Below are 16840 nucleotides of genomic sequence, written 5' to 3'. Positions count from 1 at the left end.
TCTTTTATTATCCTAGTCTGTGTTAAATAAATAATGCACATTATCTTTTTTATAAAACTCATCGTATTCTCTTTGTATATTCGGATTCTCCTTCATAAAATGAACAAATTTTTCTATAGACTGTATGGTTGAAAGAGATAAATAATGCTCCATGGCCTCAGCCTCTCTATCAATATCGGAAGCAGTCCTTAAGACCAATAAGAATTCCTTTAAAAGTTGATTTCTTTGGACTAGAAATGTTCCTTCGGCAATACCCTTATCGGTTAATTTAATTGTTTCATACGGTTGATAAATAACGTATCCCCTACTTTTTAATTTATGTAAGGCTTTTACGACAGATGGAAGGGATACCTCTAATACCTGAGCGACATCAGATACACGAATTTCATCTTGATTTGTTGATAATCTATACATTTCTTCTAAGTAATCCTGCAAGCTGGGGGATAACATATATTTATTCTCCAATCATGTTTATTCACAAGAAGTATATTCATAACCACAGCCATATATTCCTTGTTTTTATTGCATATAGTGAAGAATCTTTCCAATTTATACTTTAAAGAAATGGACAAGGAATCATAACTGTAATTGACATAAATAATCCAACATACTACAATAATATAAGATACATATTAGAAGATGATAGGAGGACTTTTAATGTCTAGTTTTGCAATTATATCTGACAGTTCCTGTGATTTGCCAGATTCTTTGATTAATGAATACAATATTGAATTAATTCCTTTTTATACATCCTTCGATCAAAATGCATACTACAAAGAAAGGGTTGAATTAACTTTTAAGGACTTTTATCATACATTGCGAAATCAAAATGTTTTTCCAAAAACTTCCCTTCCTTCTGTGGATGATTATATGAAAACCTTTACATCATATATAAAGGAAAATAAAGGAGTCATATGTTTTTGCCTAACCTCAAAATTTAGTGGGTCATATCAAGCGGCAATCAACGCAAAAAATATTCTTCTTGAGGAGTTCCCCGATGCCAAAATTGAGGTAATTAATTCCATCCAGGCTACAGCTGGCCAAGGTCTTGTTGTACTGCAGGCAGCAAAAATGCAAAAGGATGGTTATACTATGGAAGATACCATAGAGAAAATAGAAATCCTCAAAGAAACTGCTAGAATCACTTTTTTTGTTGATACCTTAGAATATCTTGAAAAGGGAGGACGCATAGGAAAGGTAGGAGCATTAATAGGAGGTGTCTTAAATTTCAAGCCCCTCATCGTGGTAAAAGATGGGGAGTTAAACCCCTATGGCAAAATACGTGGAAGAAAAAAAGCCTTAAAAAAGATTATTGAGATGGCAGAAGAAATCATAAAAGATGATTTTTCAAATTATGACTTTTGTATTGCTCATGGAGATTGTATAGATGAGGCCCATAATTTGAAGGAAATGCTAGAAGAAGAATTTGGTATCATATTAGAACTTCCCTACTTTGAAATAGGTACAACCATAGGGACAAATACAGGCCCTGATGCCCTAGGAATTTGTTTCATTAAAAAATACGACAAAATATAAATAGAGAAGAGTCTGTCTTTTGATATGACTCTTCTTTATTTATTGACTTTTTTAATCTTAATTATTAAATCTACAGCAAGATGATGACCGTGAAAATCTTCCCCGATAAAGGGTTGGCTGCTTTTTCCTGTAGCAATTCCATAGTTATTATTATATAGTAATGTATATTACTTGAACTTTTACTTTCAATTGGCAGCGAGGTGAAATTTATGACTAGAAAATTTTCTTATATATTTCTTCAAATTATTCAGATTGTACTTTTATTAGTTACAATCACATATTCTATACCTAAAAATTATATGATTTACTTTATTTTTCAATATATTGCTTTAGCAGTATTATTTGTCCTTTTGCCAAGGAACAAGGGATTTATATTATTTGTGGGATATATTTCAGCTCTTGGAATAGCCTTGCTATTTTTAGGGTTTATTAAGAAATGGGATTTTTCCCAGCAGCTTCATATTATCTTTTATCAGATAATATTAGTTTCTAATGGAGCTATTCTTTATGCTCTAGTTTATCTCTCCCATAAACTAGAACACGAAAGTATTCTACTAAAAGAAAAGATTTCCCAACTTGAACAATATGTAGGTTCTACAAAATTATTAACAAAAAACGAATTTGAAACAAGAAGCAAAATGATTAAAAACGCTATGATTCGACGGGATGAAAAAGGATATTTAGTCTATTTTTCATTAAATAAAATCAATAAATCCATTAGGAATTCAATCTTTGAAACCTTAACACATTTAGCCGTAACTATTTTTAGAAATGAATATGACCTGGTGGGTGAGTGGAAGGATAATTCCTTCGTCGTATTATTGCAAAATACCGATGAAACAGGGGTCCATACCGCCTTAAATAGGTATCTTACAAAGATTGGAGAAATCATTAATTTAGACGAAATTAAAATTGATATAATTAAGGAAGAATTGAACCCAAATGAAAAGACGGAGGTGAAATAATGAAATATATCTTGCTCATTAATTCCCTTATCTTCTCTATCATAGTAGTTTATTATTCCCTACTTGCAATATTCGGTTTGTATTATCGACTTAAAAAGAAGCCTTTTAAGACATTAAATAGTTATCCTAATGTAGATGTCTTAATACCAGCCCATAATGAAGGCAAGGTAATTAAAAAAACCATAGAATCAATGACAAAATTAGATTACCCAGGAGAATTAAATATTTATGTTTTAAATGATAATTCTCAGGATGAAACCGGGGATATCGCAGAGGAATTCGATAAGGCCTATAAAAATGCTCATCATATTAAAGTCCCTCCTGGGGAACCAAAGGGTAAATCCAGGGTTCTAAACTATGGATTAAGCATCTCTAAAGGTGAATATTTTGTAGTGTATGACGGGGATAATCAACCGGAACCCGGCTCCTTAAAATTGCTAGTGGATGCTGCTGTAAGCACCCCCGAAGCTGCTGGGGCTGTTGGCTATGTAAGAACAATAAATGAAAATAAAAACATCCTTACTAGAATGATTTCCCTAGAATTTCAGGTATTCCAATTATTGATGCAGTGCGGAAGATGGTTCCTATTTAAAACTGGTTCCTTAACAGGAACAAATATGTTAGTTAAGCGTTCCGTTTTGGATATAGTTGGAAAATACGATGTGTATGCCATAGCGGAGGATGCGGAATTAACCTTAAGAATAACAAGCATCGGAAAACTTTTGCCCATTGTTCCTGAAGCAGTAACTTGGGAACAAGAGCCTGAACAACTGGGAATTTTTATAAAACAAAGGACTCGCTGGCTTCAAGGAAATCTTTATATATTAGAAAAAATGTTTACTTCCTTTGATTATTATAAAGGTAAAATGCTGGTTCATACCCTACAACAGATTTTAGTATATATTATCTTTTTAATGTTTTTACTTCTCTCCCATGGCTGGTTTATTGCCGGGCTTTTAGGTTATAGCAATTCTACTGCATCCCTGCCCTTGCTTCTTATTTGGTATACTTCGTATATATTTTACGCAATACAATTGTTTGGGGCTCAGATTGCCGAAAGGACTATATCCCCTAAAAATATCTTGATTAGTTTTATCACCTATTTTACCTATTCCCAATTATTTGTGTTTCTTTATTTTAGAAGTTTGATTCTATACATTAAGGCAAAGAATAAAAATCAAATCATATCTTGGGATAAAACCGTCCGATTTTAGATAAGTATTAATAATGACCACTCATATATTGGTGGTCATTATTAATACTTTTTATTTAAATCAATCTTATTGATATATTCTCCAATACCCCCTAGGTACACCTTTAAATTGTGTTCAAATATGGGAAGTGCTCTATTCATATACATATTAGATAACCCTGAAATATGAGGAGTTATTAGTGCATTTTCCATTGCCCAAAGGGGACTTTCCTTTGGTAAAGGCTCAATCTCAAATACATCTATGGCAGCACCTTTTATTACATGGCTTTTCAGTGCCTCGATTAGGGCTTTTTCATCTACAGTTTTACCTCTACCTATATTGATAAAATAAGCATCCTCTCCCATAGCTTTAAATTGTTCCATACCTATCATTTTATAAGTTTCCTTTATTAGAGGGACGGTTTGTACTATGAAGTTTCCTTTAGATAATGCCTTATTTAATTCACAGGCTGAATAGGTTTTATCAAAATAATCCACAGCTTTTCCACTAGTATTCACACCTATGGTTTTCATATCAAATGCTTTTGCCTTCCTTGCAATTTCTTTTCCAATGGTACCTGTGCCGACAATAGTTATTGTTTTATTATATATTTCCTTAAAATCATTTTTCCTTTTCCAAGCCTTGGTTTTTTGTTGTTCATAAAATTGAAATATCTCTATACGATGACTTAAGATGATTGCCATTACATATTCAGCTATGGGTATACCATGGATTCCTGTCACATTTGTCAGAAGTATATTTTTTTTACTAATTTTTTTAAAGGGGAGGGCATCTACTCCTGTTGACATACACTGAATCCATTTTAGATTAGGCATGGTATTAAGTATTTCCTCTGTAGTGTCAAAACCATAAGTTAAAAAAACCTCGGCATCTTTCAAATCCTTGCTTGCCTTTTCTATCTTATTGTAAATACAAAATTCGATATGTGGATATTCTTTTCGTAAGAAATTTAGATTTTCTTGTCCAATATCTAGTGAAGTAACTACTTTCATCTTTTCCTCCTTAGCCTCTAATACTTTGATAAGTAATCTAAAATAGCATTTGTGTAACTAGGCGGTATTAACCCTCTCTTTTATAGGTTTTGTGGAAAAAGCATATAGTATTGCAACCATTACAAATGCCTCAGATAAGATAAAAGGTTCTATGGGTGTATTTTTGTTAATTAGTACACTTACCCCATCTATAAACATTAAACCATATCCTAGTGCAAATAGTAAATACTGACTTCTCGGAGATTTGTATTGATACCACTTAAATCCTAAAAAACATCCTAGGAAAACTAAAATAATAAAAATAGCCTGTAAGATACTAAAATAGTTAGACCAAGGCTGCAAAATCATGAGCCTATACCCGAATCCTGGTTTTATTATTATCTTTAATGGCTGCAAATATATCAAAATCAAATAAAAAAAGAAAAAAGGAGATAATAACAAAAACAATACCCATAATCTTATTCTTTCTCTAAATCGTGGTATAATATACCACAATGCCAAAGCCGAAGGAATGGTAATACCTATGGATGAAGCAAAGTAAAAATAAGATAATAACTTTAAAACACTAATTTTTGCCCCCAAAGTAAAAACAATTAAAGAAATATATCTAAGGCCCGTAAATATAAAAAGTATACAACAGATGACCCTTATACAGATATTTGGATGACTTTTTATTTGTACTATATTAAGGCATATTATTAATAAAGTACAAAATATCATAATGAAAAATATCCCTAGTCCCATAATCCCCCTCCTGTTCTTTTTATATATTTTATGTGAATAAGAACAAGTCCATGCAGGAAAGATTGAAAAATGGTATTAAGGGGATTATTATTGAATTAGCCCCAACTTTTTAATAACTTCAACTAACTTTTCAGTATTAATTGGTTTTGAGGCATAGGCTTCGCATCCAGTATCAAAAGCATTAAAAACCCTATCTGTATCATTTAAAGCAGTGGTCATGATAACTTTTACACGGTTGAAATCTTCGATTCCCTTTTGTCTTTCGATATCCCGTATTACTTTAAGTGTCTTTTCTCCATCAAGATTAGGCATCATTATGTCCAAACAAATTAAATCATAAGGTTCCCCTTCGTCATGGGCAATCATAAATGCTTCTAAGGCCTCTAGCCCATCTACTGTAATATCACATTCCCCATAGGATATTTTAGAATCAATCTCATATTGAAAATCTAATCCTTTTTCCTGTATTCTTAAGGCATGGGATTTCATGGATTGAGATATAAAACTCCTAAAGTTAAAATTTATGTTTTCCAAAGTTAGTTTTCTAGCTTCTATTTTAGAAAAATCTAAGATATCATTAATTAGGTTAAGTAAAGTATATGCGCAGTCCTTTGCTATATAGAGATTATCTTTTTGTTCTTTTGTTAAACTAGAAAGCAAGGTTAAATCTATCATACCTAGCATTCCATTTAAGGGGGTACGTATTTCATGGCTCATATTGGCTAAAAACTCGCTCTTGGCATGATTAGCAGCCTCTGCCTTTTCCCGAGCTCTTTCTAGCTCTTTTCTGGTTTGTTCCCTTTCGGTAATATCATCAATAACTAAAACAACATGGTTTTTGTCATCAATTTTTATTGCTATAAGAATAGCATCCTTTAGGCCAAATTATATCCTCTCCTTGTTTATTTGTTGTAAATAATAATATTATAGCCTAAAAAACGGCTACCCTCCGTTAGGATGGTAGCCGTTTCGTATTCTTACTCAGATAATAATCTTTTCTCTCCTGTTATTTCTTGTATAGGTTTAATATTTTGGGATACTTCCATTACACCCAAAAACTCTCCACTTTCATCTCTAACTGCAAAATATCTAATAAACACATACATATCTTTCATTTTAATCCAAAAGTCTTCATGGTCCTTTTTCCCATTCATCAAATCTTCAATAATTTGTTCTACTATATGAACGCTCCCTGGGGGATGACAGTTTTTCACTTCCCTGCCTATAGCGGCCCTAGTCCTGGGAAAAATTCTTTCTTTTCCTTGGGAAAAGTATTTAACATAACCATCCTTGTCTACAAAAGTTATATCAAAAGGCAAGGTATTAAGCATAGAATTTATTTCTTCCGGTAACAAAATACCTGCATCAAACTTAATATAACCGTTATTGGAAGGATGTTCTCCGTCTTTTTTTGCTTTTTCCTCTACATTAGACTTGCGTGGTGTCCATTTTTCCTTAACATCAATAAGGGAATATCCTATTTCATCGCTATCTTCTGCTATCTTTAACCATTCATCCTGTACCAAGGTTTCTAATGCCATAGGAAATAGAATATTTTCCTCTTTGAAGATCATTTCATTCACCCTGTATACTGCATTATTTGCCTTTTCTAATACTTCTTCTTTATTACTATTATAGCTTGATAGGAGATTTTTCACTTCTTTTATTTCTCCCCTTATCTCATCGTCTACCCCCCACATAACTTGAGGAGGTGCTGTTATCCCATACTTTTCCATGAAGGGGAACATAATATTTTCTTTCCTTAAGTAATGTTTATCTATTTCCCATAGCAAATCAAAGTCTTCTATAAGATTATTAAGGCTTTCACTTCTATCGGAAATTTCAAATTCTTTTAGATGGGGCTCTATTTTATCCTTGATAAGTTTTTCTATGGCCTTGTTTTCTTGCCTGAAGGTATGAACAGGGTGTCCTGGAACTTCTTCTTCCTTCTCGGGCCTATGTATTTCTTCTATAGAACCTTTAAATACAGCAGCATGAACATCGCAAAGTCTTTGTATCTCCTTAACAGGCATACCTTCCATAATGAGTGCCTGCTCCATCTGTGTTATTTCTGTGACCTCAATACCCTCAATAAGCTTTTCAAATCGAGTCTTTACCTCTTCTACAGTTTTACCATCATGGAGCTCTTTGATGATTTCTTTTAATACTTTTTGTCTGTGTTCACGATTATTAATCATTTCACTCATAGCTTACCTCCTTACTCTTTAATATTGTAGCCTTTTTTTGTAAATTCGTCTTTTATCTTTTTTAATTCTATACCTTTCATTATGGCACCCTTGGGAATCGTCATCACCCTGCCAGCTGTATTTAACATAATTTGGCTTGTAATGCTCTCAAATCCTAGATCTTTCATAATGTCTATAATCTCGGGGGATTCTCTCCATAGTTCGTATACTGTCTTAGAGAAGTCTATTGATTTTCCCACCGGTATCACCTCTTTATGCTCTCTATTTTTTGCTATAATATTTAAAATATACATCTGAATTTATTTTATCATTCTGAGCGGAGCGAAGAATCTTAATCCTTCTTGTTTTAGATAAGATCCCTTTGCTATCGCTCAGGATGACAGGGGGCTTAAGATATGTTTACTCGAATCTCTTAAATAGTATATTGTTTTCCAAATGTATATGTTCGAATAAATCTCCTTCAAGGTCTTGAAGCTGTCTATAGGTTAAATCAAAAGTTGCACATCCATCATCCGGAACTTTATAATCTTCTGTTGTTTTTCTAAGTTCCTTAAGAATATCTCCTGCTGCATCATGTTCGTCTTCTGTTTCTTTTATAACTTCTTTTACCTTATCAAATAAATCACTAGAAGCCTCATCATCATATTTTTTAATTAAAGGAAATAGAATTTGTTCTTCTTTAATAAAATGTTGCTCTAATTCTGCCTTTAACTCATGAAAAAGCTTATGAATCTTAAAGAGATAGTTATGACTTGGACCATGAACCCTCAAAATAGTTGTTGCAAGCTCGCTAATGCTAGGAAGTAGTTTTTTCGCATAACTATGATGGGTATTAACAACATAATCAACTAACTCACCGGAACTTAAGCTTCTAAAATCGACTTGATTTGTGATTTTTTTAGTTTCGTTGTATGCTTCCTCTAGTTTTTCCAACACTTCTTCCTTGTTTAATCCCTGTTCTTTGATTGCTTCCTCTAAGGGCCTATTCCCTCCGCAACAAAAATCAATATGATAGGTTTTAAAAACTTCACTGGCTTTTGGCATAATTGATACAATATCTCCTATACTTTGAGATACATTAAATGTTTTCATATTTATATCCTCCATTCATATTATAAAATCATAGATTTATGGGCAATAAAATTAACCATCAACAACTGATGGTTAAATATTAAGGTATTTATGGAAATAAAACTGTGACCAGAGTCATGATTTTTGAATTATTCAACAGATTTCTCTAAAGATTTTATATCTATTATGATAATCTTTTTATTTCCTACCATTTCTATAATTCCCTCATCTTGAAGGAGGCTCATTTTACGACTTACGGTTTCCCTAGTTAATCCAATATAATTGGCTATGCCTTCACGACTTAAGGGAAGTTCTACTATAATCCCTTTGGAATTAGATCTACCGTATTTTTTTGCAAACTCCAATAGTACCCCATTAATTCTTGATTCAACATTTTTTGCCCCCATATTTTCTACTAAATCTTCCATATGCGCTAGGCGTATAACAAGTTCTTCCATAATTTTAAAGCTAAGCATGGGGTATTCTTTTAGTAATCTCCTAAAATCATCTTTCCTAATCATACATATATTTGTCTCTTCTAAGGCTTCGACACTATAGGTAGCCTCTTGGTTTATAATTAAGTTCTTTTCACCAAAAAAATCCCCTGCAGAAAAAATATATAGTATCTGTTCTTTGCCTTCATAAGTATGTCTAAAAGCCTTGACTCTTCCTTCATTAATTATAATAAGGCTTTCTAAATTAGAGCCTTCAAATATTATTAATTCACCCTTTGAGTATTGCTTGTGTACAATCAGGCTTACTACATTTTGAATTTCTTCAGCATCAAGAGATGAGAATATTGGTACATTCCTAGCACAAAGCTTGTGCTGACAATTATCACAGTTACATATATTGTTCATCTACTTTTCTCCTATCAAATAAAGCAGGTAACTTGTTTACCTATTTTATTTAGTTTATGGTTTCTACATATTTTTGATTTAAAAATAAATAAAGTATTAGTGCTAGTAACACTAATACTCCCTGAATGTTTTTTATTTAGGGCTACGAATGGAAATAGCTTGAGTACTATTTAAGATATATGAATTTAAAATAACTACTGTTTCTTTTTCTGCTACTCTCGGCATAAAACTACCTTCTATCAAATTATTGATAGAAGGTTCTAATACACAAAGTAATCAAAAAGAACCGTCCCCAATGCCCCAATGCCCCGCAAACCCCTATTTTTGTTTTTTCTTGCTTTCAATATTATGCAGATAGCTCACTGCCTCTAGAGCAGCTACTGCCCCTTCTCCTACAGCTTTAGTTACCTGGAATGGTCTTCCTGTACAATCCCCTGCGGCATACACCCCAGGAAAGTTAGTCTCTAGCTTGCGGTTTACTTTAATCGTTCTATCTTCCATTTCTAGACCCTTTATAAGCTCGGTAACGGGGATAGTTTCCTTAATCAAAAATACCCCATCTACCTTTAGCTCCTTATTATCTATACGGATTCCCGAAACAAAAGGTTCTCCGAAAATTTCTTTAGGTTTTCCCTTTAATATTTCTACCTTAGGATTGATATTTTTTATTTCTTTATAGGTAGGCAAAAAGTATACTTTATCACAAATTTCCCCAAGAAAGTTTACATCTTCTTCTGCTTCTTCAATTTCCCCTACTACTATAGTAGTTTTGCCCCTGTATAGTGGGCCGTCACAAGTTCCACAGTAGCTAACCCCTTTTCCTAAGAGTTCCTTTTCACCAGGGATATATTTTGCCTTTGGAATACCAGTAGCAATAATTATAGTTTTTGCCTCAAAGAATTCATTTTCCACATTTAAGGTATAGTAATCACCCATGGGGAAAACCTCCAATATCCTTCCTTCCCTGAATTCTACTCCTAATTTAATGGCATGACTAACAAACTCTTCGACCATACCGGGCCCCGTAATATTAGGCATACCCAAATAATTATCTACTTTTTCTGCTTTATACAAATAACTGCTTTTGGGGTTTCTCCCAAATACGATTACTTTTTTATTTCTTATAATTCCATTTATAGCTGCAGAAAGACCCGCTGGCCCAGCACCAATAATGGCGATATCTAACATATCCCACACCCCTATATTGTATTATTACAATATTATATCATACTATATTTTATTTGTCTAAGCAGATTTATGTGCATCTTATTTTAGCTTTTTTGCAATTTCTCCGGCTATCGTAGGAATAAGTGCAAAGAGTAGTGCTATATCCAAATCCATAAATGATAACGGCATAGTATTAAAAATAGGTTGTAAGAATGGAATATATACCACTGCAATAAGCAATAGTAGTGAACATAAAACACTTATGTTTAAAAACCTATTAGAAAACACTTTCATTTTGAATATTGTTTTTTCCTCGGAACGAGCCGAATATGCCCTTAGAAGTTCGCCCACTACTAGTGTTATAAAGCAATAAGTTCTTGCTGCTATAAGGGCACCTTCTCCTTTGAAATTATTCAGTCCATACCAAAAGGATAATAATGCTGCCAATGCTAGGGCTGTGCTTTGAATCCCGATAGCAATACCCATCTTTTTATTAACGATTGGCTCCTCAGGACTTCTAGGGGCCATATCCATTATCCCTTCTTCTTTAAGTTCCACCCCTAGGGCAAACGCTGGAAAAGCATCTGTAATAAGATTAATCCATAGTAGATGTATTGGCAAAAGGGGCACTGGACTTCCAAATAACATTGCAACAAATATCAAAAGTAATTCTCCAATATTGCAAGATAGTAAAAACCCTACAAATTTTCTTATATTGCTAAATATAATTCTACCTTCTTCAACTGCATCAACAATACTGGCAAAATTATCATCGGTAAGTATCATATCAGCCGCTTCCTTAGCAACATCAGTCCCAGTGATGCCCATGGCAATGCCAATATCTGCTTGCTTTAAGGCAGGAGCGTCGTTTACTCCATCTCCTGTCATAGCAGCAATTTCCCCATTAGCCCTTACGGCCCTTATTATCCTAACCTTGTGCTCAGGAGAAACCCTTGCAAATACATTGATTGTTTTTACTTTTTCCTTTAGTTCTTCATCACCAAGGGCATCTATTTCTTTTCCATCCATTGCCCCTTCATCGGTATCTATAATACCTATGGCTCGTCCTATGGCACTTCCGGTTGTCTTATGATCCCCCGTAATCATAACCACACGGATACCTGCTTTTTTGCAGATAGCCACTGCCTCCTTGGCCTCATCCCTTGGGGGATCCATCATCCCTATAAGGCCCAAAAATATCAGGTTACTTTCTTCTTCTGAATCTTCTTTTAATTCTTTGGGCATCTTATAGGATAAAGCCAAAACCCTAAGGGCCTCATTTGCAAAAGATGTATTTTGTTCCATTATGCTTTTTTATGACTGTCTGTAACCTCCATTACCTTACCATCAATAAGAATATACTTACAGCGGCTAAGGATAATATCGGGAGCTCCTTTAGTATACATGACAATACCTTCTTTATGCTGATGAAAAGTACTCATTAACTTCCTTTTGGAATCAAAAGGAATCTCTCCTACACGAGGCATTTCAACAGATAAAGTATCCTTAAGATACCCTCCCTTAGCTCCTAAGACCACTAGAGCTCCCTCTGTGGGATCTCCTATTATATCATTAGCTCCGCTTTTTATTTGGGCATCGTTACAAAGAACCCCGGCTCTAAGAAGTCGTTCTAAGGCAGGGGATGTTTCCGCTTTAGAATCGTCAGTTCTTTTTATTTCTCCTTCTGTTGTATATCCCCTTCCTGATACATCCCACACATTTTCTCCATCAAATATCTTCACAACTGTCATCTTGTTTTGGGTCAAAGTTCCTGTTTTATCTGTACATATAACGGTGGTACTTCCTAGGGTTTCTACGGCACCAAGTCTTTTCATAATTGCATGACGCTTTATCATCTTTTGCATTCCTAGGGCCAAAACCACTGTTACCACTGTGGGAAGGCCTTCAGGAATTGCCGCAACCGCTAAACTAATTGAAGTCATAAAAATATCGATTAGTTCTTGACCTCTTAAAAGCCCCAAAACAAATATGATAGCACAAATACCTAGGCACACTGTACCAAGTAGCTTCCCAAGTTGTGTAAGCTTTTTTTGTAAAGGGGTCTGTTCTTCTTTCACTGCTTCTAACATGGAGGCTACCCTTCCTATTTCGGTATTCATCCCTGTCCCTACAACAACACCTTTTCCTCTGCCATATGTAACAATAGTACTCATAAAAGCAGAGTTTATCCTATCCCCTATACCGGCATTATCCTCAACCATTTCCCCAGCAAATTTTTCTACTGGAACAGATTCTCCGGTAAGAGCCGCTTCCTCAATCTTAAGGTTAACACTTTGGACTAATCTAAGATCTGCCGGTATGTAGTCGCCAGCTTCTAATACTACTACATCCCCCGGAACTAATTCTGATGAAGATAGCTTTTCTAAATTTCCATCCCTAATGACCTTTGCTTGAGGAGCTGCCATGTCCTTTAATGCCTTAAGGGCATTACTTGCACGACTTTCTTGAAATACACCTAATATCGAATTCAAAAGAACAATAGCTAGAATAATAATAGCATCTTTTGGCTCCCCAACAACCATGGATACAATACTTGCTCCAATTAGGATAAGTACCAGAAAATCTTTAAATTGATCTATGAACATCTGTAGCAATCCCCTACTTTTTTCTCCTTGTAGGTGATTTTCTCCGTATTTAGAAAGCCTTATAGATGCTTCTTCTTTGGTTATTCCATTATCGATATCCGTATGTAGTTCTCTAAGGACTTCATTTATAGTTTTCTGATAAAAAGCTTTCATTTTTTTCCTCCCATCCATTAGTATTACACAGTATTTGTTATTTTGCCTCATTATATTATGGTTTTCATCTTTAATGAAAAACTTTAATAAATCTACGTCAAAAAACTTATAATATATATAGCAAACTTATTATATCAGAAAAAAATTGCTAGCAAACAGATTTTATATGTTTGGATCTTCCTTGGAAAAACAAGCTTATATGCGTTATAATAGATGAAAAGAAAGGAGAAATCTATATGACACCAAAACAAGAATTTTATAAATTAACTGCTAAAAAAGTATTATTAGGGTTCGAAAAAAGACAAATAGAAGGGTATTATTGCGAAAATTACAGTGATGCAGTAAAAAAAGCCTTATCTCTTATGGATAAGGATTCAAGTATCTCTTGGGGTGGATCTGAAACCCTTAAGGAAATTGGTTTATTAGAAGCCCTAAAAGACGGGGAAAATTCTATACATAATTATACCCTATTAGATAGGGACCTTGCTAAATCTCCCAAAGAAGTTGAAGATATTTATCATAAAGCCTTAAGCTGCGATTATTATTTGATGAGCTCTAATGCTATTACTTTGGATGGTAAGCTAGTAAATATCGATGGCAATGGAAATCGTATTGCTGCCTTAATCTACGGACCTAAAAACGTAATCGTAATTGCAGGAATGAATAAAATTGCCCCTGACTTGGATGCGGCTCTAACTAGAGTCCGTAGTTTCGCCTCCCCTATTAATTCCATTCGACTTAATAAAGGGACTCCTTGCTCAAGCAAGGGAAATTGCCATAACTGCCTTTCCCCCGATAGTATTTGTTGTCAGATATTAGTTACCCGAATGTCAAGGAATCCAAATAGAATTAAAGTGATACTAGTTGGTGAAGAGTTAGGATATTAGTTTTTGAATTGTACTCCAAATTTTGGGGCTTTGCTTTCTCATGTTTACAAGTCTAAAATCCTTATCAACCGGTACATGTACCGTTTTACCCTGTGCAAGGAGCCTATTGTCCTTTTCCCTTATTACCTCGTAAAGGAATGTGATTTTGGCTCCTTTTATTTCTTCAATCCATGATTTGATTAGGATATCATCAGGATATTTTGCACCTTCTTTATAAATACAGCCACTTTCTATAAGGGGAAATAAAATACCATCTTCCTCAATTTTATCGTAGGGCAGACCAATCCCTTCAAAAAACTCTGTCCTAGCTACCTCAAACCAAGGATAATAATTAGAATGATGGACAATGCCCATTTGGTCGGTCTCGACATAGCGGACCATAAGATGTGTTTTATGTATATACATAATTAAACTCCTTCCCTATAAAAAAGATCCTTCTCTACCGTTCAGGATGACATAGGGTCGTAGTGTCCCTATCATTCTAGCATAACGAGGAATTACCCCCCTTGTCATTCTGAACGCAGCGAAGAATCTTATTTTTTTAAATGGTTACTAATACAATGGATATTTGGCTACTAACTCTGCCACTTTCTTAACCGCTTGTTCTTTATTAGCTTCAAAATCCTTTAAGGTCATATATATAATGTCTGCTATAACCTTCATATCCTCTTCTTTCATTCCCCTTGTTGTTACTGCAGGGGTTCCTAGACGAATTCCACTGGTCACAAATGGACTTTGAGGGTCAAAAGGAATAGTGTTTTTGTTACAGGTCACACCAACCTCATCCAATCTTTTTTCTGCTTCCTTACCAGTTATATCTAAATTTCTAAGGTCAATCATCATAAGGTGATTATCTGTCCCCCTAGATACTAGGTTTAATCCTTTTTCTATAAGGGCTTCTGCTAAGGCTTTTGCGTTATTTATTATTTGTTTTTGGTAAGCCCTAAATTCATCGGATAGTGCCTCTTTAAAGCTTACTGCTTTTGCTGCTATCACATGCATTAAAGGTCCTCCCTGTATACCGGGAAATATGGATTTATCGATAGCTTTTGCAAATTCTTCTCTACAAAGAATCATACCGCCCCTAGGTCCTCTTAGGGTTTTATGGGTTGTTGTTGTAACAAATTCAGCAAAGGGTACTGGATTTGGGTGGAGTCCTGCCGCAACTAATCCCGCGATATGTGCCATATCCACCATCAAGTAAGCGCCTACTGCATCAGCTATTTCTCTAAATTTCACAAAATCAATGACTCTAGAATAAGCACTGGCTCCTGCAATAATAAGTTTTGGTTTATGTTCTTTAGCAAGTTCCATTACGGCTTCATAATCTATGTATCCTGTTTTTTCATCCACACCATAGGCTACTATGTTATAATGTTTTCCTGACATATTGACAGGACTTCCATGGGTTAAATGTCCCCCATGAGAAAGATTCATCCCCATTACTGTATCACCGGGGTTTAAGACTGCAAAAAATACCGCCATATTTGCCTGTGCCCCTGAGTGTGGCTGTACATTAGCATGTTCGGCACCAAAAATTTCTTTTGCCCTTTCAATTGCTAATTCTTCTACAATATCAACATATTCACAGCCTCCATAATACCTCTTTCCCGGATAGCCTTCTGCGTATTTGTTCGTAAGTGGGGAACCCATTGCTGCCATTACTGCCTTTGAAACAAAGTTTTCAGAAGCAATAAGCTCTATTTTACTATTTTGTCTTCCTATTTCCTGCTCCACCGCTTGTGCTACTTCAAAATCAATCTTTTGTATTTCATCAAATGAGTACATTGTATACATTCCTCCCGAGTTTTCTAATAGAAAGATTATAGCATAATTTGCAAAAAAATTAAATGTCTTTTATAATATATAGATTTTATATTGGACTGCTATTTGTTTTTTTTGCTTTCAACATTACTAAGCTGTAGTGTAAGCGCTTTAACGGAAATAAGTAATTCTCTAATGGAAAAACCTAGGGATGTCATTAGAAAAATCAAACTTATCCCAAAAGTTAAATCAGCTAAAACATAGTATTTGGCAAATATCAAAAACATACACAATACGCATAAAAAAAAGCTTGATACCCCTAGGATTTGCATATTACGAATTAGGTTGATTCTTTTTTGAAGATTATCGATTTGTCCCGATAGTATCTCATCGGGGTTCTCGTTAAATTTTTCATGCAGTTCTCTTACCAATTGTGCTAATACAAGAAAGCGATTTGTATAAGCTAATAGCAGTAAGGAAATAGCAGGAAATAGTAAAGCTGGGGTTGTAAGGCTTAGCTCCATAAGAATCCTCCTTTTTAATTATATTGTTCTGTTAACTTAATAAAAAAATGAGACCTGAAACGCCTCTGGTATAATGGAAATTGCCAAACAACCATTACCTCCCAGAAAGGAGCGTTCAAGTCTCATGACCATTATACCAAAAAACGTAGT

At 34.4% G+C, this 16840-nt stretch carries 15 protein-coding genes and 2 pseudogenes; 4 read left to right on the top strand and 13 right to left on the bottom strand.

Going from position 1 to position 16840, the window contains the following annotated elements:
* Window positions 1–12 precede the first annotated feature (12 nt).
* Complete coding sequence (locus GX308_00305; GenBank protein ID NLK20537.1) at window positions 13–450, bottom strand: metal-dependent transcriptional regulator; 438 nt, start codon at window positions 448–450, stop codon at window positions 13–15.
* 207 nt (window positions 451–657) lie between these two features.
* Between GX308_00305 and GX308_00300 the strand changes: the two genes are divergently transcribed.
* The 3 genes from GX308_00300 (at window position 658) to GX308_00290 (ending at window position 3715) form a co-directional block, all read left to right on the top strand.
* Window positions 658–1536, top strand: coding sequence for a DegV family protein (locus tag GX308_00300; protein ID NLK20536.1), 879 nt, complete (start codon window positions 658–660; stop codon window positions 1534–1536).
* 209 nt (window positions 1537–1745) lie between these two features.
* Window positions 1746–2501, top strand: coding sequence for a hypothetical protein (locus GX308_00295; GenBank protein NLK20535.1), 756 nt, complete (start codon window positions 1746–1748; stop codon window positions 2499–2501).
* On the top strand, window positions 2501–3715 hold the full coding sequence (locus GX308_00290) for a glycosyltransferase family 2 protein (protein NLK20534.1): 1215 nt from the start codon (window positions 2501–2503) through the stop codon (window positions 3713–3715). The genes GX308_00295 and GX308_00290 overlap by 1 nt, the downstream gene beginning before the upstream one ends.
* A gap of 41 nt (window positions 3716–3756) precedes the next feature.
* Here GX308_00290 and GX308_00285 read toward each other — a convergent pair whose 3' ends face one another.
* From GX308_00285 to GX308_00245, 9 genes and pseudogenes are all read right to left on the bottom strand, one after another.
* The gene (locus GX308_00285) at window positions 3757–4707 is read right to left on the bottom strand and encodes a D-2-hydroxyacid dehydrogenase (GenBank protein NLK20533.1); all 951 of its coding nucleotides are present in this window, start codon (window positions 4705–4707) and stop codon (window positions 3757–3759) included.
* Between the two features lie 57 nt (window positions 4708–4764).
* Window positions 4765–5451 carry a hypothetical protein gene (locus GX308_00280; protein NLK20532.1) on the bottom strand — a complete coding sequence of 229 codons (687 nt, stop codon included), beginning with the start codon at window positions 5449–5451 and terminating at the stop codon, window positions 4765–4767.
* Window positions 5452–5925: 474 nt separating this feature from the next.
* Window positions 5926–6379: pseudogene (locus GX308_00275) on the bottom strand (hybrid sensor histidine kinase/response regulator).
* A gap of 49 nt (window positions 6380–6428) precedes the next feature.
* Window positions 6429–7658, bottom strand: coding sequence for a DUF438 domain-containing protein (locus GX308_00270; protein ID NLK20531.1), 1230 nt, complete (start codon window positions 7656–7658; stop codon window positions 6429–6431).
* 11 nt (window positions 7659–7669) lie between these two features.
* Entirely contained in the window at window positions 7670–7951 is a 282-nt protein-coding gene (locus GX308_00265; protein NLK20530.1) for a DUF1858 domain-containing protein, read from the bottom strand.
* A gap of 106 nt (window positions 7952–8057) precedes the next feature.
* Window positions 8058–8750, bottom strand: a complete 693-nt coding sequence (ric, locus tag GX308_00260; GenBank protein ID NLK20529.1) for an iron-sulfur cluster repair di-iron protein — start codon at window positions 8748–8750, stop codon at window positions 8058–8060.
* Window positions 8751–8878: 128 nt separating this feature from the next.
* Window positions 8879–9589: a Crp/Fnr family transcriptional regulator gene (locus GX308_00255; protein ID NLK20528.1), complete on the bottom strand. Its 711-nt coding sequence runs from the start codon at window positions 9587–9589 to the stop codon at window positions 8879–8881.
* 318 nt (window positions 9590–9907) lie between these two features.
* The gene (locus GX308_00250) at window positions 9908–10777 is read right to left on the bottom strand and encodes an FAD-dependent oxidoreductase (protein NLK20527.1); all 870 of its coding nucleotides are present in this window, start codon (window positions 10775–10777) and stop codon (window positions 9908–9910) included.
* Between the two features lie 78 nt (window positions 10778–10855).
* Window positions 10856–13515: pseudogene (locus tag GX308_00245) on the bottom strand (calcium-translocating P-type ATPase, PMCA-type).
* A 236-nt stretch (window positions 13516–13751) separates the two neighbouring features.
* Here GX308_00245 and GX308_00240 point away from each other — a divergent pair.
* On the top strand, window positions 13752–14402 hold the full coding sequence (locus GX308_00240) for a lactate utilization protein (protein NLK20526.1): 651 nt from the start codon (window positions 13752–13754) through the stop codon (window positions 14400–14402).
* Here GX308_00240 and GX308_00235 read toward each other — a convergent pair.
* From GX308_00235 to GX308_00225, 3 genes are all read right to left on the bottom strand, one after another.
* Window positions 14391–14807, bottom strand: a complete 417-nt coding sequence (locus GX308_00235; GenBank protein NLK20525.1) for an acyl-CoA thioesterase — start codon at window positions 14805–14807, stop codon at window positions 14391–14393. The two genes, GX308_00240 and GX308_00235, sit on opposite strands and share 12 nt — an antisense overlap.
* Before the next feature lie 147 nt (window positions 14808–14954).
* Window positions 14955–16190, bottom strand: coding sequence for a serine hydroxymethyltransferase (locus GX308_00230; protein ID NLK20524.1), 1236 nt, complete (start codon window positions 16188–16190; stop codon window positions 14955–14957).
* A 98-nt stretch (window positions 16191–16288) separates the two neighbouring features.
* Window positions 16289–16690, bottom strand: coding sequence for a DUF2721 domain-containing protein (locus GX308_00225; GenBank protein ID NLK20523.1), 402 nt, complete (start codon window positions 16688–16690; stop codon window positions 16289–16291).
* Between the last annotated feature and the right edge of the window lie 150 nt (window positions 16691–16840).

Origin of the sequence: Candidatus Epulonipiscium sp. (genome assembly GCA_012519205.1) — a bacterium.
Taxonomy (GTDB): domain Bacteria; phylum Bacillota; class Clostridia; order Lachnospirales; family Defluviitaleaceae; genus JAAYQR01.
Note: the sequence above shows the minus strand (reverse complement) of the source record. Positions and strands in the feature narration are given on the sequence as shown.